General features: G+C 48.4%; 25 protein-coding genes and 1 tRNA gene. 11 read left to right on the forward strand and 15 right to left on the reverse strand.

What is annotated here, in order from left to right; translation table 11 throughout:
• The first annotated feature begins 92 nt into the window (after positions 1-92).
• On the forward strand, positions 93-302 hold the full coding sequence (locus tag VB741_RS04495) for a hypothetical protein (protein ID WP_323363947.1): 210 nt from the start codon (positions 93-95) through the stop codon (positions 300-302).
• Here the strand turns inward: VB741_RS04495 and VB741_RS04500 are convergent.
• The 5 genes from VB741_RS04500 to VB741_RS04520 all read right to left on the reverse strand — a co-directional run bounded on the left by VB741_RS04500 (position 299) and on the right by VB741_RS04520 (position 5,140).
• The gene (locus VB741_RS04500; RefSeq protein ID WP_323363948.1) at positions 299-1,231 is read right to left on the reverse strand and encodes a macro domain-containing protein; all 933 of its coding nucleotides are present in this window, start codon (positions 1,229-1,231) and stop codon (positions 299-301) included. The two genes, VB741_RS04495 and VB741_RS04500, sit on opposite strands and share 4 nt — an antisense overlap.
• Before the next feature lie 5 nt (positions 1,232-1,236).
• Positions 1,237-1,740: a TIR domain-containing protein gene (locus VB741_RS04505; RefSeq protein WP_323363949.1), complete on the reverse strand. Its 504-nt coding sequence runs from the start codon at positions 1,738-1,740 to the stop codon at positions 1,237-1,239.
• Between the two features lie 162 nt (positions 1,741-1,902).
• Positions 1,903-2,541 (reverse strand): hypothetical protein, encoded by a 639-nt coding sequence (locus tag VB741_RS04510; protein WP_323363950.1) that lies wholly within the window; start codon positions 2,539-2,541, stop codon positions 1,903-1,905.
• A 376-nt stretch (positions 2,542-2,917) separates the two neighbouring features.
• Entirely contained in the window at positions 2,918-4,681 is a 1,764-nt protein-coding gene (locus VB741_RS04515; protein ID WP_323363951.1) for a caspase, EACC1-associated type, read from the reverse strand.
• Between the two features lie 39 nt (positions 4,682-4,720).
• A complete protein-coding gene (locus tag VB741_RS04520) occupies positions 4,721-5,140 on the reverse strand; it encodes a hypothetical protein (RefSeq protein WP_323363952.1) in 420 nt (139 codons plus the stop codon).
• 304 nt (positions 5,141-5,444) lie between these two features.
• On the opposite strand from VB741_RS04520, the gene VB741_RS04525 reads away from it, so the two are divergent.
• Positions 5,445-5,606, forward strand: a complete 162-nt coding sequence (locus VB741_RS04525) for a phage integrase N-terminal SAM-like domain-containing protein (protein WP_323363953.1) — start codon at positions 5,445-5,447, stop codon at positions 5,604-5,606.
• A 459-nt stretch (positions 5,607-6,065) separates the two neighbouring features.
• Positions 6,066-6,581 (forward strand): hypothetical protein, encoded by a 516-nt coding sequence (locus VB741_RS04530; RefSeq protein WP_323363954.1) that lies wholly within the window; start codon positions 6,066-6,068, stop codon positions 6,579-6,581.
• A gap of 1,041 nt (positions 6,582-7,622) precedes the next feature.
• Here VB741_RS04530 and VB741_RS04535 read toward each other — a convergent pair.
• From VB741_RS04535 to VB741_RS04545, 4 genes are all read right to left on the reverse strand, one after another.
• Positions 7,623-8,072 (reverse strand): YaiI/YqxD family protein, encoded by a 450-nt coding sequence (locus tag VB741_RS04535; RefSeq protein WP_323363955.1) that lies wholly within the window; start codon positions 8,070-8,072, stop codon positions 7,623-7,625.
• 313 nt (positions 8,073-8,385) lie between these two features.
• Positions 8,386-8,505 carry a Uma2 family endonuclease gene (locus tag VB741_RS26245; RefSeq protein WP_442786290.1) on the reverse strand — a complete coding sequence of 40 codons (120 nt, stop codon included), beginning with the start codon at positions 8,503-8,505 and terminating at the stop codon, positions 8,386-8,388.
• A gap of 221 nt (positions 8,506-8,726) precedes the next feature.
• Complete coding sequence (locus VB741_RS04540) at positions 8,727-9,917, reverse strand: cysteine desulfurase family protein (RefSeq protein ID WP_323363956.1); 1,191 nt, start codon at positions 9,915-9,917, stop codon at positions 8,727-8,729.
• Positions 9,918-9,953: 36 nt separating this feature from the next.
• Positions 9,954-11,591: a peptide chain release factor 3 gene (locus VB741_RS04545; RefSeq protein ID WP_323363957.1), complete on the reverse strand. Its 1,638-nt coding sequence runs from the start codon at positions 11,589-11,591 to the stop codon at positions 9,954-9,956.
• Between the two features lie 16 nt (positions 11,592-11,607).
• Here VB741_RS04545 and VB741_RS04550 point away from each other — a divergent pair, with 16 nt between their 5' ends.
• A complete protein-coding gene (locus VB741_RS04550) occupies positions 11,608-11,889 on the forward strand; it encodes a hypothetical protein (RefSeq protein WP_323363958.1) in 282 nt (93 codons plus the stop codon).
• Here VB741_RS04550 and VB741_RS04555 read toward each other — a convergent pair.
• Together VB741_RS04555 and VB741_RS04560 are read right to left on the reverse strand one after the other, a co-directional pair.
• Entirely contained in the window at positions 11,871-12,515 is a 645-nt protein-coding gene (locus VB741_RS04555; RefSeq protein ID WP_323363959.1) for a hypothetical protein, read from the reverse strand. The two genes, VB741_RS04550 and VB741_RS04555, sit on opposite strands and share 19 nt — an antisense overlap.
• Before the next feature lie 731 nt (positions 12,516-13,246).
• A complete protein-coding gene (locus VB741_RS04560; protein WP_323363960.1) occupies positions 13,247-14,227 on the reverse strand; it encodes a DNA-methyltransferase in 981 nt (326 codons plus the stop codon).
• Between the two features lie 148 nt (positions 14,228-14,375).
• Here VB741_RS04560 and ffh point away from each other — a divergent pair, with 148 nt between their 5' ends.
• Positions 14,376-15,866 (forward strand): signal recognition particle protein, encoded by a 1,491-nt coding sequence (ffh, locus tag VB741_RS04565; protein ID WP_323363961.1) that lies wholly within the window; start codon positions 14,376-14,378, stop codon positions 15,864-15,866.
• A gap of 221 nt (positions 15,867-16,087) precedes the next feature.
• Positions 16,088-16,696 carry a hypothetical protein gene (locus tag VB741_RS04570; protein ID WP_323363962.1) on the forward strand — a complete coding sequence of 203 codons (609 nt, stop codon included), beginning with the start codon at positions 16,088-16,090 and terminating at the stop codon, positions 16,694-16,696.
• A gap of 132 nt (positions 16,697-16,828) precedes the next feature.
• Here VB741_RS04570 and hpsE read toward each other — a convergent pair whose 3' ends face one another.
• Entirely contained in the window at positions 16,829-17,875 is a 1,047-nt protein-coding gene (gene hpsE / locus VB741_RS04575; protein WP_323363963.1) for a hormogonium polysaccharide biosynthesis glycosyltransferase HpsE, read from the reverse strand.
• 250 nt (positions 17,876-18,125) lie between these two features.
• On the opposite strand from hpsE, the gene VB741_RS04580 reads away from it, so the two are divergent.
• Complete coding sequence (locus tag VB741_RS04580) at positions 18,126-18,365, forward strand: hypothetical protein (RefSeq protein ID WP_323363964.1); 240 nt, start codon at positions 18,126-18,128, stop codon at positions 18,363-18,365.
• Positions 18,366-18,714: 349 nt separating this feature from the next.
• On the opposite strand, the gene VB741_RS04585 is transcribed toward VB741_RS04580, so the two are convergent.
• On the reverse strand, positions 18,715-19,338 hold the full coding sequence (locus VB741_RS04585) for a hypothetical protein (protein ID WP_323363965.1): 624 nt from the start codon (positions 19,336-19,338) through the stop codon (positions 18,715-18,717).
• A gap of 382 nt (positions 19,339-19,720) precedes the next feature.
• Positions 19,721-19,793: transfer RNA gene (locus tag VB741_RS04590), tRNA-Arg, on the reverse strand.
• A gap of 380 nt (positions 19,794-20,173) precedes the next feature.
• On the opposite strand from VB741_RS04590, the gene VB741_RS04595 reads away from it, so the two are divergent.
• From VB741_RS04595 to VB741_RS04605, 3 genes are all read left to right on the forward strand, one after another.
• Positions 20,174-20,833 carry an Npun_F0813 family protein gene (locus VB741_RS04595; protein WP_323363966.1) on the forward strand — a complete coding sequence of 220 codons (660 nt, stop codon included), beginning with the start codon at positions 20,174-20,176 and terminating at the stop codon, positions 20,831-20,833.
• Positions 20,834-21,138: 305 nt separating this feature from the next.
• The gene (locus VB741_RS04600; RefSeq protein ID WP_323363967.1) at positions 21,139-22,149 is read left to right on the forward strand and encodes a hypothetical protein; all 1,011 of its coding nucleotides are present in this window, start codon (positions 21,139-21,141) and stop codon (positions 22,147-22,149) included.
• A 66-nt stretch (positions 22,150-22,215) separates the two neighbouring features.
• The gene (locus VB741_RS04605) at positions 22,216-23,169 is read left to right on the forward strand and encodes a hypothetical protein (protein WP_323363968.1); all 954 of its coding nucleotides are present in this window, start codon (positions 22,216-22,218) and stop codon (positions 23,167-23,169) included.
• A gap of 38 nt (positions 23,170-23,207) precedes the next feature.
• On the opposite strand, the gene VB741_RS04610 is transcribed toward VB741_RS04605, so the two are convergent.
• On the reverse strand, positions 23,208-23,900 hold the full coding sequence (locus tag VB741_RS04610; RefSeq protein ID WP_323363969.1) for an NUDIX hydrolase: 693 nt from the start codon (positions 23,898-23,900) through the stop codon (positions 23,208-23,210).
• A 107-nt stretch (positions 23,901-24,007) separates the two neighbouring features.
• On the opposite strand from VB741_RS04610, the gene VB741_RS04615 reads away from it, so the two are divergent.
• The gene (locus VB741_RS04615; RefSeq protein WP_323363970.1) at positions 24,008-24,805 is read left to right on the forward strand and encodes an ADP-ribosylglycohydrolase family protein; all 798 of its coding nucleotides are present in this window, start codon (positions 24,008-24,010) and stop codon (positions 24,803-24,805) included.
• Positions 24,806-24,862 lie beyond the last annotated feature (57 nt).

The raw sequence follows: 24,862 nt of genomic DNA on the forward strand, positions 1-24,862 counted from the left end.
GTGATCTCTGGATGAAAGTCCAGGGTTACGACAAGCAAGTCGTCAAATCGTCTAGCAGTTAGGTTGGGAACCGCCCATTGCGGAGCCGCACGATGGGTGGTGTGGGAGGGGGGATTCGTGAGGATTCTCCCTATCCCGATTATGCTGTATTTTTTACAAAAACCTTACAGAAAATAATCTTGTTATCTCCTGTTTTAATAGAATTCTCAAATCCGAGCTTTTTCATCGTAAATTCTCTTTCGGTAGAACGAATGAACATATTTAAATATAGCGATATAACAAGTTTAGAGGCAAATCATTAGATATTTTCTGGCTTGTCTGGATAAGAAGTTAATTCTGGGAACGTGCATTTACAGTTTAAGTAGTTTCTTAGTTTCTCGAAATCGATTTCATGTTTTCTGTAGTCTTGTGGTGAAATAACGATTATTAGTTTTTCGCATAATTTTTTGTCTAGACAAGCCACAGAATATGAATTAATGATTTCTTTCACAAAATCATTGCGTGATTGCTTTAGTCTACATCTTAGAGATCCTAGTAGAGGAATAACAAGAGGATCTATATTTCCAGTGGACTCCACCTTTTTCCAAAGCTCTGAAAGACTATGTTGGATGTTATCAAAACTAGAATTCTCTATTGAACCATGAGGATTCAGATTCGCGATCGCAACCATATAAAATATTTTGTTGGACTTTTTCAGTTGAGCCACCGCACCAAGCGGATACCTTTTCTTTTTTCCTGCTCGACCATCATCTAATTCATCAAATTCAAATCCATTAAGAGCGCGTTCTAAATCTGCATCTAACTCAAGAAATTTATTTTTGTAAAACCTTGAGGCGAATTGCCCTTGGAGACTTTCTGGTGAAATTACTCCCGTACTAGTGTCAACCTCGAATGTACTATTTGTTCCAATCACATAAGCCCCCCGAAAATCAAAAAGATTTCCAACTTTAATCTCAATTTGCATATCACAGTTCTTGACATTACTTAGAACTGACAAACGAGGACGGCTTACCCAAAAAGTCATTGCGACGATCCCCCCCATCAACAGATAAGAATTGTCGCTCAAATATGGCTTGGTCGCTGGCAAGAAGAACGAGGTCACATTAATCAGCAGCCAAATTTTACCAAAGGCGGAAAAAGTATCATCAAACGTCTTTCGCGTTAGGACAATATTTAACCAGTGGCTTCTTGTAAAAAAATCAGAAAAAAATAATGATAATCTGCTTATCATCCCGTTTACAGACCCAACTCCTTGTAAACACTTGTTTTGTAATGATAGGCTTGACTGTCATTCTCTCTCCGCTTCTTGTAATGAGAATCCTCCCAATCGTCTAGAGCATATTTTACAATGGCAGCATTAAAACTAACGTGCATTGCTAAACCATTTCTAATAATCGGTGGGCACAAGTTCTCATCAGGTTCTCTTTTCATGTTTAAGTTAACAACGATGATTGGAAGATCTCTTTCTATAGCTTGATCAATTTCCCAACGAACATATTTATAAAGATTTTTCGTCTTCTCTCCCACTAAGAGTACAAAGTTTTTTGTATTTTCAAACCGCTCTCTTAGTTGTCTTTTGATGGTGCTCTCAGAAGTTAAGTTAGGGTTGGAGTTAATGTCATGGACATTGTAAAAATTAAAATCAATATGCTTATTCGCCTTCCACGCTTGCATTAAGCGGTAGCAGCGCATATCAGTATCTGCATCGAAACCAACATATGTCTTATTGCGGTATCCCATGATAGAAGTCTCACTGAGAATTAGTATGTACTAAATCTTATAGTACCGCAAAAAAATGAGAGCATCCACTTTATGTGGATATTCTCCCCAAAAAACTACTGTATATAGTCTCTTTAGGGCAATTCAATATCCGAAGTGTCAGCATTGAGCATTATGCCGTCGCTAACTCTTTTCCAACTTATACAAAATCTTATCAGAAGCCACTGCTTCCACAGTACCTAATCCTTTGTCAAGAACACTAAGATTCACTTCAACCTGAAAAGGTATATTGTTCAAATCTGCTAGTTTTGGCGCTTGCAACTTGCCAGCCATTTGAATACGATGACTTCCTACTTCCGCTGGCAAACTCTGTATAACTTTCGAGTTAAGTAATGGATAATCATTAGGCCGTTGTTGTGTTGAGTTCAAATATTGGAAGCTAAGTTGTGGAGAAGTTGAATTCGCTGGCAAGTAATATTGAACTACTGCGACAGCCAATTGCTCTTCATTTTCTTTGAAAATCTTTTCATCTGGAGATGGATTTATCTCTAATATCCGAAGACTTACACCAGAAACCCTTAGCTCATCAGCAGACATTGTTTTTAAGCGTGATTCAGATTCTCCTTGAGTTGATGTTGTTTGTAAGAAAGCTATTAAGACGATTAATGGAAAAAAAGCAGCTACCGTGATTACGAGTTTTTTCGTATTTGGTTTGTCTGGAAAAATTCCCTTGTGTTTAAGCAAATCATAAAACCAATTTGAAAGGGTTCCAAGTAAAAGCCCTATCACTACACTAAGCAGAACTAATACAAACTGCCCCACTTAAAAACTCTCTTCCTAGAAGTATCTTGACTATTTTATACTCTACAGAGTAATAGATCGATCTTCAATTTCCATCAACACCAAAGCATCGTCCTACCAGTAACCTCACACCACCTTAATCCTGAGTAATGACAAGTAACCTTTTGGCTACGCCCCCACCGAAAACTTGAGGCATAACGACCCCGTTCACCCGCCGCTAGTAACTTTTCGGACTCCACAAAGAGAATCTGTACGGTCGGTGTGCAACGGGATTGTTAGCTGGCGGTTGTAGCAATGGCACGATTCTACTAACTTAGCTTAGATCTAAGCTGACAAATTACCCAATAAGAAAGATCATAGCAGGTGACAAATTTAGAAAACTCTTATCTACTAAATGCTATAACCCACAGATCTTAGCGCGCGAGAAGAGACACGAGATAGTAGCAGCACCGAATTTGAAGCTACCTCCGCGCATTAATCCATAAAACCCAAAATCATCTGACAAAATTTTTGCTGCACCAGTGCTGCACCATACGGCAGCCGGGAAATGACCGGGAAGTGCTGCATAAGGTTTCTCATCAAAGTTTAGATTATCGTATATATACCATGCATTTAAACCAACCAAACCTCTAGTATCTTTCCAACCTACAGCTTCTCCAAACTTTTCCCAATCTGTATTGTACTTAGTTGGACTACCGCACTTCTCCCAAATTTTTTGCTGAACGCTAAAGCCAAATCGACCTTCACTATACTTTAACCATAGGTTGTTAATATTACGAAGGTCTAAACAGGGAAATTCCTCGATTTTTTCACGTGTTGGAATTGCTCGTCCCATAAAACCTCCTTGACGCAGATCTATTAACTCATTCATCCGATTTGCTGTTTCCTGATCAGCAGCTTTCCAATCTTTAATGGCTAGAAGACCTCTTAGCTTAAAGTAGTAACCATCTCCAAAATTTTCAGATCTAAGATCATCATCGCCTAATTGTTTATTTATACTCTCTCTTCCTTGGTGTTGACGTTCTTCCTGCATTTTCTGTTGATTTTTTATTTCTCCTAGTTGCTGTTGCCGCTCAACTTCTATATACTCTGCTAAGCTATAACCATCTAGTGCTTTTCGTTCAACAGAAACTACATCCTCTGAGTTTAGGCTCAGATGTTTCCAAAAATCCATCAGATCTTGAACGTTTCTTGAATTCAGTTCCTCTGCCTCTAAACATTCACGAAGGACAGAATCATATTCTTGTAATTTCCTTTGATAGTTTTGATAAGGTTTTAGAACTTCCACCTCAATCACATCGGCATCGGCATCTGAAATTTCTAACTCTTGGCGTAAAGAATTCAGTAGCTTTCTAGCGGGAATAGAAAACCTTCCTTCTTTTGCTCTTTTTTCCGCCTCTTTACGATATTTTAGTTTCGGATCATGTTGCGGGGAACAAGCTAGTTGAATACGATAGCCTTCGTCCTTTAGAGTAATAATTTTGGGACTCATGGCAGGAGAGATTGCTTTCACCTTTCGCTCTGCGTAACGATGAAGTTCCTCAACAGTTATTACTCCATCACTATCTTCGTCAGCGATACCACTGGTAATACCTTCCACTAAATAGCGAGTATATATAGAAAGTTCAGCCCCCTTTTCCTCATAAGAGTAATCAACTTCACTAGTGGAGGTCAGTACAACTCTCCCTTCTGCCCCAAGTTGATCTTGCAGGTTAACCTCTCCATCATCTCTTGCCACTGCATTACCAAAAGCACCACTAAAACAGCAATCCAGAATAACAACTTGGTACTTTGCCTTACAACTACGGATGCAGTCATTAACGAAATGGGCAGATATTGCAGTGGAGCGTACTAATAAATCACGTTGTTTCTCCGTATTGTGTGTAGCGAAATACAATTCACGTCGCTCATCCTTAATACCATGCCCAGAAAAGAACAACAAAACTAAATCTTCTGGTCCACGACCTTGGAACCACAGTTCAATTTCCCTAGCCATTTCCGCTTGTCTTGGATTGACGATTGGCTTAACCTCATCAAACCCACCCATTTGAGGATCTCGCAACACTTCCGCAAAAGCAGCTACATCTCTAGGGGCAGCAGGCAATGTTGTTAATCCCTTACCATATTCTCCGACACCGATTAAGAGAGCATACTTTCCCATAAAGATCGCCAATGAATTAATTCTTTATTGTTCAGGCAATTATGTGTGTTTCGAGATTTTAATCCGCAAGTTTGCTAAACGTTCAATAGTGTCTGCTGCCTGATCCAGTTCCTGCTTGTTACGATACTCAATACTGTAGGTCATCCCATCGATTTCCCCAGAAAGGGTCAGAGTTTTGCCATAACGCAAATTCCCCAGGTAATCCATTACCTTACCCAGGTTTTGGCGGTTAATCTCGGCTGTAAGGATACCGACTAAAAAAGCTGTCAATCCAGGCTTGGCTGCCTCTGGGATATCCGTTTCTCTCGCCAACCGAGCCTCTTCCACCAATTCCCCTGACTGCATTTCATCGGCAATATTCAGTAAAAAGTCCTCTAAGTCGGCGCGATCAAGATCTAAACACGCCTCGCTAAAGTCAATGAGAACAGTGGATGATGTGGGCATAGTAGCTCGTTGCAAGAATAATGACTCTTAGTTAATCATATTATTTGAACACCAGGAAATATACGTTGGACACCAATGTCTCCACCAATTATCCCAGCCAGCTAACTTCTTTTTAGACGGATTTTTTCCGCATATCTACCTGTATCTGGATGGATATGCGGAAAGTTTCCTGAGATCTTCCCAAATCAGGTGGATCTGAGGAAACTTTCTGCATAGTAAGCTGCTCAAGGGGGATCTGAAGAAACTTTCCGCATATCTTCAGATATGTACGGATGTCGTTATGAGTATCATCAGGCACATGTCTTGTGCTTGGATGGTGATGGAACCACGCCCCAAAAAGCTTTTAGACCATCTGCGAGCGGTCATTCGGCTCAAGCATTATGCTTACCGAACGGAAGAAACCTACGTGCAGTGGGTGAGGCGCTACATCCTGTTTCATGAAAAGCGCCACCTGCATGAGATGGGGCGCTTAGAGGGGTAGTGCAAGCATAGCTGCTATCAAGTGCCATAAGCTCAAAAGCACTACTACATAACGGTTTTAGGTTAGTTATTTTGAACTACTTTTCTGAAAGGAATTCAGAATTTTCCTGTACGCTTAACGAGTTTACGTTGTTTCAGGCTTCGCCTTTACCCTTATGGCACTTTGTTGCAGCTACGCTCGTAGCACCCCTACACAGGGTTGCGATCGCAACCCAACTGTCACACCACAAACCACCCTCAAACACTCATTCCACGGTTCCAATCGCCGCCACCGGCCGCTGCGCACTGTCACACTCCCAACCACCCCTGTGACCCCCATCACTACCATTCCTCAGCCAAACTCAGAAACCCCTTAAGCAACCCTCAGGTATTCGTCAGATGACGTTCAGGTAGAGGCAGCATTCTAGTAATCAATGAAGCCAGTAAACACACTTCACCGATTCACCCAGGAGCTTTAACCATGAAACGCACTATCCTTTCCGCCTTAACCGTCCTCGTTGCCTCCGCCGCTCTGGCACCCATCGCCTCTGCCGTTGAGCCCGCTAGCTTCAATATTCAGTCCACTCGCCTAGAAGTCCTCGACGCCCGCACCAAGAACGACGTCCACAAACTACGCATCGAGCACCTAAACACCCAGACCAAAGCCATCGAAGATATCCAAGCTACTCGGCTAGAGGCTCTAGATGCTCGTACTAAGGCTGTCGAAAATATCCAAGCTGAGCGCCTAAACGCCCTGGATGCTCGCACCAAAGCCGTTGAGAACATCCAAGCTGAGCGTCTAAACGCCTTGGACGCTCGGACTAAGAACGACGTTCACAAGCTACGGATTGAGCACCTGAACAACCAGACCAAAGCCGTTGAGAATATTCAGGCTGAGCGGTTGAATGCGCTGGATGCTCGTACCAAGACTGTAGACAACATCCAGGAAGCCCGCCTTGATGCGCTGGATGCTCGTACTAAGTCCGTTGTTCGCTGATAAAGCGGAGCACCGCTTAGGCTAGCCAAGTTTGGGTGCCTAGCGCGTCTCCGTGCGTCAGTGAAGCTACATTCCTTTCATGGGGAAACCTTTCCTCTTCTAACTTTCCTACAACCTACATCCATAGCCTCTGCCCATAGGGTGGAGGTTTTTTTGTGGCGTTAGGAGAACGTACTGACAAGCACGGATGAATGACTGAAGCCTAAACCGATGCAGGTACAGCGCATTGCGTGGTCAATCACTACGTAGAATAAACCTACCGCGCTGACCTACGACAATAACCAACAACATTGCCATTGGTGCCATAGAAGAGACACTTATCTATTCTATGAGTCTGATCTGTACATGGGCTGAAAAGCTTATGGCCAGAATAAAAGAGGTGAACGATAGATATCTCCATTCCATCGTTTTCCAATTTAAATACGGCATCCAAACAGGGTACTGATACTTATTCTTGCTTGCCCTAGAGAGTTTTGTCTCTAGCGAACTATTGCTGCGTGAAAGGGTTTGTAAAGTAGTTTGTGTCAGGCGTGAAACAACTCTAGAGAGTCTTGTCTAATGTAGAGAAATTCCTCAGTTAAATCGTTCTGGGTGCTGTTGTGTTTGAAGTTTCCCTAACCTAGTCGCCTAACGCCACAATCCCTTGGGACACAGCACCCAGTATATCTAGAATCCTTCAGCTAATACCCAAGCAACTCATTACGCTGTGATCGAACACACAAACTAGGAAAACTTGATGGTTGTGTAAGTAGACCGTAGGCTTATCCCACAAAGGGGGAGACCTGCTCCATCTCGGCCTACAGTGGATTTACAGGCAAAGCACTGTATTGCATAACTTCCTTAGCTTGAACCCTATATCTAAGTAGACAGACTACTGTATTGCTTAACCCTTTATATCTAAACCGAAGCCCCCATGAACCTTAGCGTCCATGGGGGCTTCTTATGCTCCAGAGGGGCTGCTGTCAGAGGGACTGCTGCCAGGGCGAGGGGCTATGAACTATCGCTGACGACTTTCCTGGCAGGGTGTGTGCAGAAAGGGGTTTAGCTGTGGTGCTTGCTTAGAAATCGATCCAGCTGGTTGGCAAAGGCTTCGCGATCGCGACTACCGATCGCTGGTGGTCCACCCGTTTCAACGCCGCTGCTGCGCAGGGATTCCATAAAGTTACGCATCGACAGCCGCTCTCGAATATTCCGTGCATCGTAAAATTCTCCCCGAGGGTTGAGGGCATAGCCATCCTTTTCAATCACATTGGCTGCTAAGGGAATATCCGCCGTAATCACCAGGTCCCCCTGGGCCATGTGCTGCACGATGTAGTTATCTGCCACATCTAACCCCGAACGTACTTGCACCGAGTCAATATAGTCAGACGCAGGGATTTGGAGCGGAGCATTTGCCACCAACGTTAGGGGCATCTGTAACCGCCTAGCCGCTCGATACAAAATCTCTTTGATCACATTGGGGCAGGCGTCCCCATCAACCCAGATTTTCATAGAACGGTGTTTGATTACTCACGAAACAACAGGCTTAGAAATAATCCTGACATAATCCAGCGAATAAGGCGTTTTCTTGGACGTTAGTGCTTTTGTTCTCACTTAGCCAATTCTGTACTGCTGCTACCCGCACCGTCGCTTGCTGCCTACTCTACATTCTCATACAGTTCAGCTATATCAAAACTAAGACTCATGCTTTTGAGGCTGCCCCTATCGCCTGCTTTATAGGTTGCTTTATGGGTACTCAAAACCCACTGCCCAGATCATGGCGTCGAAAAACCTCGACAGAAACCTGTTTCTGACTTACCAATACCTATTTTTCTAAACTCTTGCATGCCCGATAGTCACTAAATTTGTCACCACGATCAAACGTTTCGGTTGTATCTGACAACACTTCCACCATCAAACATGGAGATGCCAGAGAATCTTGCAACCTACTTTCCTATTGATCACAGCTCACAACAACATCCGGATAATAGTCAGTATTCTTCGCCTCAAGATGAACCTTAGTATCGGCAATATAGGATTGCACCCTTCACCCGACCTGTCCCCAACCACTTAGCCAATGCTTGTCCAGCTGACTTCTGCCCAAGGTATCTGTATTTTAGGCGATTCTAATCCGGTGGCCGGAACCGGTTTAGCCTAAGACTTAATCTAATGGAGCCCTACCGTAACTAACTGATTTACCATCACTCGCTCCACCAGCTGTCGCAGCACCATCGCCGCCCAGTCCACATCAGCCTCAGTTGTCTGATGCCCCAGGGTCAGCCGAATGCCCGTTTTGGCTGCCGCGTCGCTAAACCCCATGGCTTTTAGAATCGGGCTAGGGGTCAGGGTGCCACTATGGCAAGCTGACCCCGCACTGATCCCGATCCCTGCCATATTCAGTTGACGGACTAGGGCTTTTCCCGTCACCCGCTCTCCATCCGCATTGGGTAGATAAAAACTCACATGGTGGGGCAATCGCTCCTGGGGATGCCCCGTTAGCACCAGTTCAGGATGGCTTTGCACTTGTTCAATTAAGCGATTCCGGAGCTTTAGTAAGCGCTGATTTTCTTGCAGGAGTTCTTGGCTAGCCAGCTGCGCTGCTAGGCCAAAGCCAGCAATTGTAGGTACCGCCTGGGTGCCTGAGCGTAAATTATTCTCCTGACCACCGCCGCGAATTAAGGGCACTAGGTCAGTGCCCGGTTTCACATACAGTGCTCCCGCTCCCTGTGGGCCATATAGCTTGTGGCTAGAGATGGAGAGTAAATCTACCCCCAATTGCTCCACATCTATGGGCAACCGCCCAGCGACCTGCACCGCATCAGAATGGAAGATGGGGACGGACAGGCCTTGGTGGCGTCTGGCTTGGATCACCGCTGCTAGTTCGGCAATGGGCTGCAACGTACCTACTTCACTTTGGCCATAAATCACCGATACCAGCACTGTGTCCTCGCATAGGGCTGCGGCTAAATCCGTTGGGTTGACCTGGCCATGGTGATCCACGGGTAACTGGGTAATGTGCCAGCCCTGTTGCTCTAGCCTCTTTGCTGGCTGAGTAATGGCGGAATGCTCCACCGCCGAAATAATGATGTGGCGAGGTTTACGGTACTGCTGTGCCACCCCCATGATGGCTAGGTTATTGGCTTCGGTACCGCTGGCGGTAAATGCGATCGCATCCCCCGGCGCGCCCACCAGCTCTGCCACCTGCATCCGTGCCGTTTCCATCACCGTAGCGGCCTGACTACCCCAGCTATGAAGACTAGAGGGATTCCCCCAGCCATGGGTCATGGCTGACCCCATCACCGCGATCACCTCGGGGCGGGGCGGTGTAGTCGCGCTGTAGTCTAAATAGATCTGCATAATATATGCCCTATGTCGTCCGCCTATGATGTTCCCTTAGATGTCCTCCGGTTCTTTCCCCGACACCACCGGTGCCGTCTTACTCAGCTTCAGCTTAGGATGCTCCCCTGCCACCTGCTGACAGTTCCACTCATTACGGAACAGCAACACCGGCCGACCATAGCTATCCTTGACCGTGACCGTATTAAATAACCGTCCCGCATCCTGCAATGCTTCCCAACCACCCGTCACCCAGCGGGCCACACTGTAGGGCAACATATCCAGGTTCGTATCGACGTTGTACTCATTTTTCAGCCGGAACTGGACCACCTCAAATTGCAGCTGGCCCACCGCCGCCAAAATGGGGTCCCGTCTCGAATCATCCGCCGAGTACATGATCTGCACAGCCCCTTCTTCCCTCAGCTCTGTGACCCCTTTGCGAAACTGCTTAAACTTAGACGGGTTCGGGTTCTTCAAATAGGCAAACAACTCAGGGGAGAAAAAAGGAATACCTTCGTACTCCAGCTTCTGGCCTTGGTAAATGGTGTCCCCAATGGCAAAGACCCCCGGATTATTCAGACCAATCACATCCCCAGGATAGGCGGCTTCCAGGGACTCTCTTCCCTGGCCAAACAACTTTTGTGGGTGGGATAGGCGCACGTTTTTACCAGACCGGGCATGGTTAACCACCATGTCTTTTTCAAACTTGCCCGAACACACCCGTACAAAGGCCACCCGATCCCGGTGTCGGGGATCCATATTGGCCTGCAGCTTAAACACAAATCCAGAAAACTCTTCCCGTGAGGGGAGCACCATCCCTGCGGTACTTTCCCGAGGCCCCGGTTGGAGGGCAAAGTCCAAGAATGACTCTAAGAACAACTCCACACCAAAGTTGGTCATGGCACTACCAAAGAAGACCGGGGTCATCTCACCGCTGTGTACCAGTTCCAAATCCAGCTCAGGCCCCAGCTCATCCAAGACTTCCAGTTCTTCTAAAAACCGATGGTATACGTCATCATCTCCAATCAGCTCCTCAATGCGGGGATCACCCCAATCGAGCACGGTGTCGAAGGCAGCCTTGGTGCCGTGGGCCTGACGCTCAAATAGATGAAACTGTCGTTTACGGCGGTCAAATACCCCTTTGAACCGATCCCCCATGCCCACGGGCCAGTTGACGGCATAGGTAAACAGCTCTAGCTCTTTTTCGATTTCATCCAACAGGGCCAGAGGTTCTTGGCCAGGGCGGTCTAACTTATTGAAGAAGGTGAAAATTGGCAGTCCCCGCATTTTGCACACTTCAAACAGTTTGCGCGTTTGGGGTTCCAGACCCTTCGCCGCATCTTCCAACATGACGGCGTTATCCGCCGCCGCCAGAGTGCGATAGGTGTCTTCACTAAAGTCTTGGTGACCCGGGGTATCGAGCAGATTGATCCGATAGCCGCTGTAGTTAAATTGCAGCACCGTCGAGGTAATTGAGATCCCCCGCTGTTGCTCTAGCTCCATCCAGTCAGAAACCGCATGTCGTTGCGATCTCCGGGCTTTGACTGATCCTGCCTCATGGATCGCTCCTCCATACAGTAAGAGTTTTTCCGTCAGGGTCGTTTTACCGGCGTCAGGGTGGGAAATGATCGCAAAATTACGACGCTGCTCAACGGCCTCATCGATGGTTTCTGTGGACGGTAGGGTGGTGGTCATGGAGGTGTTTCAGCTCATGGAGCATAGCCCGATCCCCAGCCTGATCACTGGATTGATCCCTGGGGTGAATCCCATTGTACTGTCCGGTGCCGATGCTCTGATGTCTTTAATTCGGTCTTTCTGCCCCGGCGGTGCCAATGCTCTGATGTCTTTAATTCGGTCTTTCTGCCCCGGCGGTGCCGATGCTCTGATGTCTTTAATCCGGTCTTTCTGCCCCGGCGGTGCCGATGGTCTGGTGTCTATGACCTGGGGCGGTCTGGGGAACTCCGATCCGAGGATCTACCAATCAGCATCGTAGTATTCCACGGCAGTTCCCTGGGATGTAACCACTGTTAGGGGTAACTCTGCCTCCGCTTCACGGCGGGTGAACTGCACCACCTGCATGCCTGAATTGTTAGGTTCCACCACCATCACATAGTGGTCGTCTTGCCACTGTACATCCACTACGCGATGGTGCATGAGCCATGCTTCCGCCAGATTTCCTTCATTGATCGCGCTGCCTTCATCATGGCTGTAACAGCTGGCCCATATATCATCGGCCACAGACCACAGGCCGGACAGATTGATCGGCTCCATGCGAGCGCTCAGGCCATAGGTGGTAAAGCTAAGAACATTGTGCTGCCAAAACTGGTTAGCCACTTGTTGAAAATCTTTATCCTGTAGCAGCGTGCTGTAGCGTTCATCTGCGGCTAACTGTTTTTGCTGCTGGTCTAGGTTGGGACGCTGCCAGTCTGTCGCTTCACTACAGACGGAAAACGCTGTAGTTTCTTCAGCCTCAGGGGTGGACGTTGTTTGAAGCTGCGGGGCGACGGCCTCAGCCGTGTTGACAAGATGACTGCTGGATTGAATTCCACCCACAGTTACCCCAATGGCCAGGGCCAATAATCCCTGCTGACCCAGTTGCTTTAGCTTAGATGCGACCATAGCTGCTTTCCGATGCGCCCTTTTCACAATATTTCTCTGAACTGTTCTAAAAACTAACTTTGATGATCCCAAGGAGGATCACTAGGCCATGATGATCCCAGGATCATCACCACCCCATAGGCTGACCTGAGTTGGCTCGATCGATTCAGGGGATCAACTACTGGGGAGACCCATTGATGCGATAACAGAGTTCTCAGCCTTGGCAACACCGAAAAAAAGGTTGCAACTGATGTGCTCCATATGTCTCGGCTCAGCCTCGGTGACGGATCAATCCTGAATGGGATCAGCTTCAGCGATGACTCTGTGGCTGGGTTGCTGTTGTAAGTACCTAAATTTAGGTACCTTGTGAATCCACTACAGCAGCATTTACAACTACAGGAACTCAGACGTAAACCAGGCAAAAACTTACTAACAGATACTTACGTTGACACGCACGATAATCAGGTTCTGAAGCTTTTGAGGTCGGCTCAACCTGATCAACATTTAATCAATGAAAAAACATTGTTACGTCAGCCCTGTATCTTTACGTATGTCTCTTCCAAACTTATGTTCCCATTATGGTCTAGGAATTCCTTTCCATGAAGTGCTTGGGGACAGTTTTTAGAAAATGTAATGACTGGCCTATAAGCAATCTACTCATGGCTGGTTTTTGGTTCAGATATCTAGTCTATTGGGATTTTTGTGATTGCCCTGAGGAAATACTGTCACCATTGCTCCTCCGTCAGGAACGTTTAAGGTTGATTCGATTGATCCTGTTCTCGTGTGGCTTGCTGTTGGGAGCTTAGACTATTTCTCTCCCAGAAATATCCGCCTGCATATCCCTGAATGGCAGGTTGCGTGGTAGCCAAGTCCAGACGCTTTTCGGCGATGCAGGCATACTCTTCATCCATTTCAATTCCGACATAGCGGCGGTTAAGTTTTTTGGCGACTACTGATGTGGTGCCTGATCCTAAAAAGGGGTCAAATACGATGTCGCCCGGCTGGCTGCTGGCCAAAATAATTTTTGCGATGAGCTTTTCTGGTTTTTGGGTGGGGTGGTCCGTATTCTCTGGCATGGACCAAAACGGGATCGATATATCTGTCCATAGATTAGAAGGATGGGTGATGCGGAATTTTCCTTGATTGGTCGTTTGCCAGTCCTTGGGCTCGCCGTTGCGATCGCGATACGGAGCCAGCACACGGCGCTTCAATTTCACCGCATCCACATCAAACCAATAATCCTCAGATCGAGTGCCAAACCAAATATCTTCCGATGAGTTTTTCCAATTTTGTTTGGCTCCCCGGCCCTTTTCCCGCTCCCATGTAATCCGATTACGCACCGTAAAGTATTTAGTAAAGACGCTGTACACCGGCGGAGAGGATTGCCAGTCACAGCAGATATAGGCTGACGCATTGGGCTTTAGCAACCTGACCACCTGAGACATCCAACTGTCCAGCCAGGTTTCATAATCCTTGGGGGAACGATGATTAAATATTGCTTGGTTAAAAACCTTAGAGCGGTTGTAGGGGGGATCAACAATTAATAGATCGACAAAACTGTCTGGCAGATAGGGCAACGCGGCCATCACATCTTGGCAAATGGTGATGTTTTCCAGAGCTTGGCAAGAGACATCTTGCGTAAATTTAAGCAGCTTTTGGCGATATATATGGCGTTCAGCGGCACTCAAAACTAAGGTGCGATTATTCGGTGCTCGTTGTTTATCCCCGTTCATCCGTCTGCAATTTACGTTTACAGCAGCATAGCAAGTGGTTGTGGGGCCCAGACCCAATTTTTGGCAGCCACCTCAATACTTATTTTCCTGACGGATCAAAGCGATTAGTATGGATCCATACTCCGGTTATTGATTTTTCCTCCTTCCCATGTTTGAAGCCCTCTCAGAACGATTTGAGTCCGCCTGGAAAACCCTACGCGGCCAAGATAAAATCTCTGAAGCCAATATTAAAGAGGCGCTGCGGGAAGTTAGACGCGCATTATTAGAGGCCGATGTCAGCCTCAATGTCGTCAAAGACTTTGTGGCTGACGTCCAAGAAAAGGCCCAAGGGGCTGAGGTGGTTAGGGGCGTCGCCCCGGATCAACAATTTATCAAGATTGTCTACGATGAATTAGTGGCCCTGATGGGGGAGGCCAATGAGCCCTTGGCCGATGCCAATCGCCCACCCACCGTGGTGCTCATGGCCGGTTTGCAGGGTACGGGTAAGACCACTGCCTCAGCTAAATTAGCCCTACATCTGCGTAAACAAGAACGCTCGGCCATGCTAGTGGCGACCGATGTCTATCGTCCGGCAGCGGTCGATCAGCTCATTACCCTCGGCAAACAAATTAATGTGCCGGTGTTTGAGATGGGCACCGATGCTAACCCGGTTGATATCGCCAAAGCGGGTATTGCCAAAGCGAAAGCAGATGGCGTGGATACGGTGATCGTGGATACCGCTGGTCGACTGCAAATTGACCAGGACATGATGGCGGAGTTGGAGCAGATCAAAACAGCCATTAGTCCTGACGAAGTCCTCTTGGTGGTGGATGCCATGACGGGCCAAGAGGCTGCCACCCTCACCCAGACATTTCATGAGCAAATTGGGATCACCGGGGCGATCCTGACCAAAATGGATGGTGACTCCCGCGGTGGCGCGGCGCTATCGATTCGTCAAATTTCAGGCAAACCGATTAAGTTCATCGGTATTGGTGAGAAAGTCGAAGCGCTGCAACCCTTCTATCCGGATCGGATGGCCTCTCGCATCTTGGGCATGGGGGATGTCCTCACCCTGGTGGAGAAAGCTCAAGAGTCCGTGGACATCGCCGATGCAGAGCAGCTGCAGGCCAAGATTTTAGAAGCTCGGTTTGATTTCAACGACTTTCTCAAGCAAACCCGCTTGATGAAAAATATGGGTTCCCTGTCCGGCATCATGAAATTGATCCCCGGCATGTCCAACAAATTGTCAGCAGACCAGCTCCAGCAGGGAGAAACTCAGTTACGTCGCTGCGAGGCCATGATCAACTCCATGACCAAGCAGGAGCGAGAAGATCCCGATCTGCTGGCTAATTCCCCCAATCGCCGTCGCCGCATTGCCAAGGGTGCAGGGTACGCCGAACGAGATGTGAGTAAGTTGGTCAGCGATTTTCAAAAAATGCGCTCCATGATGCAGCAAATGGGTCAAGGGGGTGGCTTTCCTGGCATGGGCGGTGGTATGCCCGGTATGGGCGGCTTCCCTGGCATGGGCGGCTTTCCCGGTATGGGGGGCGGTATGCCCAATATGGGTGGGGGCATGCCAGCCCCTGGCTTTCGGGGTTATAGCGCAGGGGCAAAAAAGAACAAAAAAAAGAAGAAGAAAAAGGGCTTTGGTGCTCTTTAGGCCGATTATCTAACCCTTGCCCGCGTCAAGAATGGTGTTTTTTGGGGACAGAAAGCTAGAGATAGAAAGCTACAGGGGCGTGGTTTAGTTTGGTAACTGAGGTTTGCTCCCTGAGGTTTTTACTTTAGGTGGGTGATCGTTAGATAAAGAGTTTGGATTCCGCGCTTGTACATCCGCTGCAGATGGGAATGCTAATCAACATAAATTGAAATCATAGGTCTATGAAAAAGCATCTTGGACTGGGTTTACTCGCCTTAGGTGTGGGTTTGCCCTACTGGCTATCGGCGCATCCCAGCTATGGGTTACCAGGACATTCCGTGAATGAGGTGAAAACTTGGATGCAGGGGCATCCCACGTTGCGGGCCGATAGTCGGGAAGGACTACGGGTACACCGGGCCGATATTCCCTCCCGCCGGTTTACATTCCATGCCAGTGTTTTTCCCGTGGGTGGATTTCAAACTGCCCAAGCGGATGACGATATCTGGGCATCCCAAGGCCAGCGAGATTTTTCCACCGTGCGTCGTGAAGAATTTACGCTGGTTAATTACGATCAGCCCGTCACCTTGGCTGGCTTAGAGGAATCCCTGCGCACCCTCTATGGTCCCGATACCTATGCCGATTATCGTCGGGCTCAGCCGATCTACGGCTATGGGGCTGATGCCAGCACAGCGATTCAAGGAGAGGTCCGCCTAGGGGGACTCTATGCCTACTGGTTAGAGCTCACCCCTGATGCTAACGGTGTGGTCACTATCGGTAAACTTAATGTTCTATTACCTGAGGATGTGGATCGTCTACAGAGCTATCTTCAGCAGCAGGAAGCTTTTAGGTAGCCGATCGTTCAGCCTAATAATTATGACGCGTGCATCTACCGAGCGGACGCGCCGTTACGGGACTTCTACTGGGCGGTCGTCAGCGCCGCTCAACTTGTACTTTATCGGCAGTGATTGACCCATTTCGGTCCATCATTGGCTAGATTTTTGCAGCCGCTGTTGGATACTGCGCTGTGCCATGAAAAAAGGGCTGATCAGACTGGCCGTGTAAAGCGTGAGTTCGCAGGCCGCTACGTCGTCATAAATCACATCTTGGCGATGGCGGAGACAATGGACCAGTATTTTGCGGATGTCGTTAGCCATATATAAGAGCAACATCGGTGGTCGTCGCCATGACGCAACGCTCAACATGCGGGTACGATAGCGACTCAGCCCAATGCCCCGGCACAGGTTTTGTAGGGATTGCGGAGTTAAGCGAGTACTGGGAATTTGATGTTGTAGCCGCATGTGGGGGTTGTACCAGATCTGCCAACCTGCCCGCTGAATATGCAAAATCGATTCCGTATCTTCTCCGGTGAGCATACTTGTGCTAGTACGCCCCGTCAGGACCAGCTCAGGGGGGACGCTATCTAGCCACGCTTGCCTTTGGACCACCATCCCGGCCGATGGTGGAATGACCTTTTGACTGGGGATATACATGAGGGGCTCAGACCCCCGCTCGGTCAGGGCAAGTAAGGCGGCAATCCGTTCAAAATTTTTCGGGGGATCGGTTTCAAAGCTGCCTCGAATGCGGCTGGCAATCACACCAGCCTGGGGGTGCTTTTGGGCAAATTGATAGGCTGATGCCAGCCAGGTCATGCCAGGGAGCGTATCGTCATCTAGAAATCCAACCAGTGGACTGGCTGCCATCTGAATTGCTTTTTGCCGAGCATAGCCAGCCCCCTGTTTAGCTTCAAAGCCATATCTGAGTGGGGCTTGCAGGCTCCAGGTCCGTTGGTACTGTTGGATAACATCTGCCGTATCATCGGTGCTGTTATTGTCGACAACGATGACTTCCCATCCGAGGTCGGTGGCATTGAGCTGCCATTGTAGACAGTCTAAAACAGTCCCTAGACGCTGACCCCCGTTATAGGTGGGAATGGCAATGGAAAAATCTAAACTAATCTTGGCGGGAAATAGTCGGCTAAAAAGGTACCTTAATCCGACTAGGCGCTCGACATGTTCTAATGCGCTAACCATTGAGACAAAAAATCCTGGAGAAATGGCTCCCTGGCGGTGGTGGCTTTTTAGTCCATCCCACGCAGTTGGGGCTGTTGTCAGCATTCCCTTGGATAGATTTAGATCTGCAAATTGACCCCATACCCCCAGATTGATCCCGCAGATGGGTCCCAGGCATAAGGGCTATATTCCTTGCTATACAGCGATCCCCGTTGACAGTCTAAGGTTGGTTGGCTATATTGTTTGGCCAACACTATAGGTTGACTTGATCATGAAAGCATCTGATTGGCTAGAAAGCCTACCTGATCGATTGATTGCCGCTAGAAAACTCGTCTTTCCTAAGATGACCGATGCGGCGAATGCTTTGGGTGTCAGTAAACAAGCGCTTGAGCAACGGGAGCGTAAACGCTATAAGGGTGCCAAAATAGAAACCCTTATCACGATGCTAAAACTGCTAGAGGAACAGGCTATCGTTAATCCTCCATCCAAAGGTGGTCAGCTCTTAGGTTGATTGATGACTTTGGAAAATCAACGGACCCTACTGGATTCGAGCCAGTGGCCGACCGCTTAGAATGCGGTCAGTCTGCTTGAGAATAAGCCTTATATTTCAATGCTTTTTTAGGTCTGGATTTTTGTGTTCCCCATATGTTCCCCGATTTTGAGAGATAGAAACTATGGGATGAAAAGTTTAGGTGTCAGCTTCTTTTTTGCTTATTTAGATAGGACAGGTAGGGTAATAAACCACAGAGTGAGCGCACGACTGAGGCCCAGGCTGAGATTAAAGAAGTAAATGCGATCGCACAGCAAGCACTAGCTTTGCTCAAAAAGATTGAAGCGCTGCAGTAATTCCGGAATCAATATTAGGAGGCACTGCACAGGCTCAAGTTAATGAATCCACTGGGGGATTGGCCGATGGAAATCCAGCCCTCCATGGGCTGTTCAATGGCTAACCAATCTCGCTCTTCCTGGTTATGCACAATGGCGGGATAGGAATTTGGTGTGACGGTGCCCCCATTGGCAACTACCCCCAGCCGTTGGCTTGTTATCGTCGAGTCTTTTCGGATGATCAAGCCATTGCCCACCTCGCTATTTACCCGCAAACAATCCACCCCGCTGATGTCGCTACGGGTGGCTGTGGACCGGAAGGTATGTAGGAACCGGCCATTGTGCCAACAGCCATATTCCACCTCTCCCGTGCCAATCAAGGCGACTAGACGGCTGGGTCTAAACCAGTAATCAACAGCATTATTGTCTAAGCCTGTCGATTGCTGGCAGGCAAATTCCATCTCCATGAAGCCCCCTAGCTCTTGATTGCTGAAGCCTGCGTCAATATTGGCGGTGGCCTGTTCGGATTGGGGTCGCCATGAGCCCCACCCCGGTGTGGTCAGGTCGGCAGGGGTAGGGGATTGGGCCAACGTTGGGGGACAGCCCAGGCATCCGAGCCCCAGGGCTATCAATAGAACTATGGGAAAATTGTTGGACATGGTTGAATTTTAGCTGCTTATTACCCAACGTTTTACTTCAAAGCTCGGGATTGAGGCAACCTCATATACGCCTCGATCTCCAGCTAGGCCCTGATGGCTAGTCCATCTCGGCTAGTTGGCAATTGTGTAGGCAATTCATAACGATGTGGACGAACGTGCCCACTACCAGGTTTAGGCGGAAGGGTAGCCCTCAGATACAATGCATCGCGTTACGACGGATGGTTACTCGCGTTTTAGCAGTTTTCAGGCGTTTCTGGGCAGCTTTTAATAGGTCGTCCAAGCCATCTATGTTCCCCATATGTTCCCCAAAAAGCGGATAAAAATGGATATTCATAGACAGTATACTTCTGTCCAGTTATGGCTATAAGCCTTGGAAAATCAACGGACCCTACTGGATTCGAACCAGTGGCCGACCGCTTAGAAGGCGGTTGCTCTATCCACTGAGCTAAGGGTCCCCATATACCTAACCAATTGGCACTAAATAGGTGCTTAATAGACTGGATTTAGCCTAATTCTGATTGATCACTATTGTGATTAAGGCCTATAGTCAGATCAATTAAGTCTAGGTGATTTTAGCCGTAATTTGCGATGGCTGCCAACGGTTCGTGGCTTGAACTGTGTCACTGAAGTGCAGCTAACTGGGTACGCTGGGTGCACCAAATGGTTTTTATCAACGGTTTTCTACTATCGTATTCCTACTAATGCAATCATTTAGGTTGAGCTTACTAATAGAGGTTGGTAGTAGAGGTTGGGAAACAGATTGATAGACTAAGGGTTTACTTGCTCAGGCTAATAGCATAGGCCATGTCCTTGGTTAGCATTTATCAGCGGCACCATGTTCATCTTAAAGCGCCAGGATGTAGAAATCGGTAATTTCAAACATCCATCTAAAGAGCAAAAGATTCCAATTTTGTCTTATCAAGGGCAGACCTTTCGCCTGCTGAGTGTTTTTAATGCTGCTCAAGAAGATGATGCTCGTAGCCTTTGGCGAGATCTGACGGACAATCAAGGCAAAGCCTGTGTGCTCCTTGAGGAGCCGGAACGGTTTAGTGTCTGGGGCAAGATCCATTTAGAAAAAGCTTCAGCGGAGACGGTGGCTGTCCCGGGTGTGAGTAATGTTTTTGTGAAAGCCGCCGTGATCATCATTCAGGCGATGTATGAGGACATTGCCGATCTGATGGGTGATAAGCAAGCTAAGCGCTTTGAGGGTGATTTGGTCGCGATTGGGACTCAAATTCGATTGCCCGATATGACCTCTGGAGCTTTAGTGACTCATTTGTTAGAGGCAGATCCATTTTCGGCACCCTTGCCAGCATGGCAGACCAATCATCTCAACACCCTCTTTAAAGAACTCCACCGGATTGGTAAAAGTTATTTTGGTCATTCTAATTTTACAGAACGGGCTCTAGAAGCATTGGATGAGCTTTCCTCCACTGAGCGGGATGCTTTTTTGACCTGGCTGAAACAGTTGTCTAGTGGTCAGCTTTGGCAGTAGAAAAAAGCACTGATACCTGTATTCTGCGGCATTGCTTTTTTTTGCAAACCGTGGCCTTTTGTCTGAATTATGGGTATGCTGCGTGTGCGTAAGGCCTATGCCTATTAAAGTCTGGGGTTGCCTCAGCTAGGGGGAGTCTTGGATTCTATGGTGTGGTGGTCTACACTGAGCCCATCGTTATGGATCTATGATTCCTGACTTTTGTGGGTTACGGCTAGGCTACTGTTATGTTCTAGGTAATCCATGGGTAATGATGATTGCCCATGGATGTTGTCTTTGGTGTTATCTGATTAGGGAGTAGGGCATTGACTCAATCCTCCAAGGCCGCTAAATCCAGCCCAGGCCAGTCTACGTTGATGCTTTGCCTGGGTTGGGGCATAGGTTCTATCATTTTCTTTTTACTGTTTGGAGCGCTCGCACCCGGAGAAGATTCGCGAGCGGACTGGTTTTTAATATCGATTAATTTTTTAGAGATTTTTGCTTTTCTTTTGGCGGCCTTACTTTGTTTTCGGAATTCTGGTAGCTCGCAGATTATCAGTGGGCGCACTGTTTGGTTTGCTTTGGGCATTGGTATGGCGGCCTATGCTGCGGGCACGGTCTTCTTTTTTCTATGGGGGACGGTTTGGGGCTTAGATCCAGCCGTGTCCATGGGGGATGGATTTTATTTTATTAGTTACATTGCCATGGTGGTTGGTATGCTGCTGGCGGCTTTGCCCCGGCGGATCGATTTGAGCTTGTCCCAGTGGGGCACGATTTTGGCCATTGGTGCGGCGGGTATTATTTTGGCCTGTGGTCTGAATTTTGGTTGGCCGTCGGTGTCAGCCCAGATATGGATTCAATCCGCCATGGCTGCTGAAATCCGACTAGCGCAAGCTCCACCCGACGCGGCAGTGGTAGAAGAGGCTGCGGCACCTGTCGTAGAAGAGGCTGTGGACGCGGCCGTTGAACCTGAAGTAAGTGGAGGATTATTGCCTACTCCGGGTTGGGCCCAGGCTCTAGATGATGCCCTAGAGCAGTTTGCGGAACCGGTGGCGTTGATTTATGTGATGCTTGACTGCTTTTTGGTGGTGATTGCAGCGGCTCTGCTGGTGGCTTTCTGGGAGGGGCGTTTTTCTCAATCTTGGAAGCTGATTGCGATCGCAACCTTCTGCCTATACATTGCCGATATGGTGTTTGCCGCTGTAGGTGATAGCTACGTCGAGGGAGAGCTGTGGGAAGTCTTCTGGATATTATCAGCCCTCTTTTTTGCCGCAGGTGCTGCAATTGAATATAACGTTTCTAGACGGTCACGCCGGGGATCACGTCGTCGGGCATGACAGTATGGCCAAACCTAGGCATACTAGAGAGACATTTTTGCCCGTTTCTTTGGGGTTGTTGGTAGCATGGCACCGCGAAAACTGTCTGACGCTGATAAACGCGATGTAATTGAAATATATCGGCAACCGGGAGAAACCACCTCCACCATTGCTAATCGTTACGGCGTTAGCACCAGCACCATTAGTCGGATTCTGAAAACGCAGCTGCCCGAAGAGGAATATCGGGAGCTGATTACTCAAAAGCGTTCTGCTCCGGTGGAAAAGGAAAAGTTAGTCATCCCATCTCCGAAATCGTTGGGTGAGAAGCCTAAGCCAGGAAAACCCGTACCCCGGCCTCGCAAGCCTGCATCTCTAAATGATGATGCAGACGAAGGCATTGGTGGGCCTATCCTGACCCAGGCTGAGGATGACGGCCAGTTGACCCTATTGTCCGCAGACAATAGGGAGTCTGGCCAGAAACCAGTTATCAACCCAGCGAAGCTCCCACCGCGTCGCCGTGATGATGTGTCGGCTGTGGCGACTGAGCTTTTAACCGATCCCAAGGTTCGTCGTCAGGATGACATTGAAGATGACGACTTAGATGCTCTAGATGATGACGAGGATTTAGACGATCTCGATGATGATCTCGATAGCGATCTAGACGACGAGTTTGACGATGATGAGGATGATGACGAGTTTGATGGCGAGGCCAGACTGTTAGGGTCAGCGGTTGAAATTATGCCGATTGCGGATGCCGTTTTTCCTCGCACCTGCTATCTCGTGGTTGATCGTTTGTCAGAGTTAATTACCCATCCGCTCACGGAATTTGCTCAGTTAGGGGATATTCCAGCTGAGGAATTGTCCGCCCGCACCCTACCGATTTTTGATAATCATCGTGTAGCCCGTCGTTTTTCACGTCGTAATCAACGGGTGATCAAAGTACCCGATGGTCAGTTGATTACTAAGGCCACTGCCTATCTCCAGGCTAAGGGGATTACCCATTTGTTGATGGATGGTAATATCTATGCGCTTTTGGGCTAGGGCATGGGCTGATATCCCCTACCCCGATCTCCCCCACCCTACAGGTCAAAATTGAAGCCCGTTTTCTGGCGCTCTATATATTTGGTGTGATCAAAACGGTAGAGCTGGGCGGCCCGGTGGGGGACATTGGTTTCTTTTTCCTCTAGGGCGATCAGAATATCTTGTTTCAGCAGCTTTTTGCGAAAGTTACGTTTGTCAAATGGCCGAGCTAAAACGATTTCGTAGAGTCGTTGCAGCTGGGTGAGGGTGAACTTGGTTGGCAGTAGCTCAAACCCAATGGGTTTGTGGCGGATAGTGGTGCGGAGTTTTGCGATCGCATCCTGCACAATTGTGCCATGGTCAAAGGCCAGGGCCGGCAGCCTGTCCCAGGGCCACCACCGAGCCGCTTTCGCATCCGTAGCCGCTTTGATCTGATAATCCCAAAGATTGCCTAGGGCATAGAACGCCACCGTCACCGTGTGACCACGAGGATCTCGACCCGGCTGACCATAGGTTTGCAGCTGTTCCAAACAGAGGCCGGTGACGTCGGTTTCTTCCTGCAGCTCGCGGCGAGCGGCCTCCTCTAACCCTTCATGGGGACGGACAAATCCTCCCGGTAAGGCCCATTGCCGCACAAAAGGAGGCAGTCTCCGCTGAATTAACAACACCTGTAAACAATCGGTTTGGTCGAGGCCAAACACCACGCAGTCCACGGTGACCGCAGGCCGAGGATAGTCATAGGCATGAACCATGGCATGGCAGTTAGTTGACGTTTTAGGAGGTATTAGCTATAACCAAAATAACCTTAGTGTAAAAAATACACAATACAGATTTTCCTTTTCCCCTATCTTTCTTTCCTATGCTCGGCGCAATTGCAGGCGACATTATCGGTTCTGTCTATGAGTTTGCAAACCATAAGACCAAGGACTTTCCCTTGTTTACAGACCACAGTATTTTTACCGACGATACTATCTTGACGGTGGCTGTGGCGGATGTGCTGCTCCATGGGGGGAGCTATGGGGATGCGTTTAAGCGTTACTATCGCCGCTATCCCAATCCTTGTGGGGGATATGGGGCCAGATTTCAGGCTTGGGCGGCTGCCGCCGAAAGTCAGCCCTATAACAGCTGGGGCAATGGCGCTGCCATGCGGGTCAGCCCGGTGGCCTATGTCCATCAGGACCTGGAGGCAGTGTTACGGGCCGCAGAGCAAACGGCTGTGGTGACCCACAATCACCCAGAAGGGATTAAGGGGGCCCAGGCTACCGCTGCTGCTATTTTTTTGGCTCGTCAGGGACAGCCCAAGGACGTCATTAAGCAGTACGTGGAAACTACGTTTGGCTATAACCTTAGCCGCAGTCTGGATCAGATTCGACCGGACTATCGGTTTAATGAGTCCTGCCAAGCCACGGTGCCTGAAGCGATGATTTCTTTTCTGGAGTCCACCAGCTTTACCGATGCCATTCGGAATGCGGTTTCCCTTGGCGGAGATGCGGATACCCTGACCTGTATCACGGGCAGCATGGCGGAGGCATTCTATGGCGATATCCCTGAAGCCATTGCCGATCGGGTGTGGGGTTTACTGCCTGAGCATCTCAAAACGATTATTGTGCAGTTCAAAGCCGCCTACATGCCTTTGCTTCAAGCCCCAGTTAATTAGCAGGGGCATGGCCTCAAAGTCCTTTTCCCCCTATCAGACCTTCTCATATCCCTGGAG

This window comes from Leptothoe sp. PORK10 BA2, assembly GCF_034932105.1.
GTDB lineage: Bacteria > Cyanobacteriota > Cyanobacteriia > Phormidesmidales > Phormidesmidaceae > Leptothoe.

Bases quoted from the DNA above. Each gene is read 5' to 3' on its own strand.
- VB741_RS04610 (WP_323363969.1), bottom strand. From the start codon at position 23,900: ATGGTTCATGCCTATGACTATCCTCGGCCTGCGGTCACCGTGGACTGC.
- VB741_RS04535 (WP_323363955.1), bottom strand. From the start codon at position 8,072: ATGAAAATCTGGGTTGATGGGGACGCCTGCCCCAATGTGATCAAAGAG.
- VB741_RS04555 (WP_323363959.1), bottom strand. From the start codon at position 12,515: ATGGTCGCATCTAAGCTAAAGCAACTGGGTCAGCAGGGATTATTGGCC.
- VB741_RS04605 (WP_323363968.1), top strand. From the start codon at position 22,216: ATGGCACCGCGAAAACTGTCTGACGCTGATAAACGCGATGTAATTGAA.
- VB741_RS04515 (WP_323363951.1), bottom strand. From the start codon at position 4,681: ATGGGAAAGTATGCTCTCTTAATCGGTGTCGGAGAATATGGTAAGGGA.
- VB741_RS04530 (WP_323363954.1), top strand. From the start codon at position 6,066: ATGAAACGCACTATCCTTTCCGCCTTAACCGTCCTCGTTGCCTCCGCC.
- VB741_RS04495 (WP_323363947.1), top strand. From the start codon at position 93: ATGGGTGGTGTGGGAGGGGGGATTCGTGAGGATTCTCCCTATCCCGAT.
- ffh (WP_323363961.1), top strand. From the start codon at position 14,376: ATGTTTGAAGCCCTCTCAGAACGATTTGAGTCCGCCTGGAAAACCCTA.
- VB741_RS04545 (WP_323363957.1), bottom strand. From the start codon at position 11,591: ATGACCACCACCCTACCGTCCACAGAAACCATCGATGAGGCCGTTGAG.
- VB741_RS04560 (WP_323363960.1), bottom strand. From the start codon at position 14,227: ATGAACGGGGATAAACAACGAGCACCGAATAATCGCACCTTAGTTTTG.
- VB741_RS04500 (WP_323363948.1), bottom strand. From the start codon at position 1,231: ATGATAAGCAGATTATCATTATTTTTTTCTGATTTTTTTACAAGAAGC.
- VB741_RS04595 (WP_323363966.1), top strand. From the start codon at position 20,174: ATGTTCATCTTAAAGCGCCAGGATGTAGAAATCGGTAATTTCAAACAT.
- VB741_RS04615 (WP_323363970.1), top strand. From the start codon at position 24,008: ATGCTCGGCGCAATTGCAGGCGACATTATCGGTTCTGTCTATGAGTTT.
- VB741_RS04580 (WP_323363964.1), top strand. From the start codon at position 18,126: ATGAAAGCATCTGATTGGCTAGAAAGCCTACCTGATCGATTGATTGCC.
- VB741_RS04550 (WP_323363958.1), top strand. From the start codon at position 11,608: ATGGAGCATAGCCCGATCCCCAGCCTGATCACTGGATTGATCCCTGGG.
- VB741_RS04505 (WP_323363949.1), bottom strand. From the start codon at position 1,740: ATGGGATACCGCAATAAGACATATGTTGGTTTCGATGCAGATACTGAT.
- VB741_RS04525 (WP_323363953.1), top strand. From the start codon at position 5,445: ATGGAACCACGCCCCAAAAAGCTTTTAGACCATCTGCGAGCGGTCATT.
- VB741_RS04585 (WP_323363965.1), bottom strand. From the start codon at position 19,338: ATGTCCAACAATTTTCCCATAGTTCTATTGATAGCCCTGGGGCTCGGA.
- VB741_RS04540 (WP_323363956.1), bottom strand. From the start codon at position 9,917: ATGCAGATCTATTTAGACTACAGCGCGACTACACCGCCCCGCCCCGAG.
- VB741_RS04570 (WP_323363962.1), top strand. From the start codon at position 16,088: ATGAAAAAGCATCTTGGACTGGGTTTACTCGCCTTAGGTGTGGGTTTG.
- hpsE (WP_323363963.1), bottom strand. From the start codon at position 17,875: ATGGTTAGCGCATTAGAACATGTCGAGCGCCTAGTCGGATTAAGGTAC.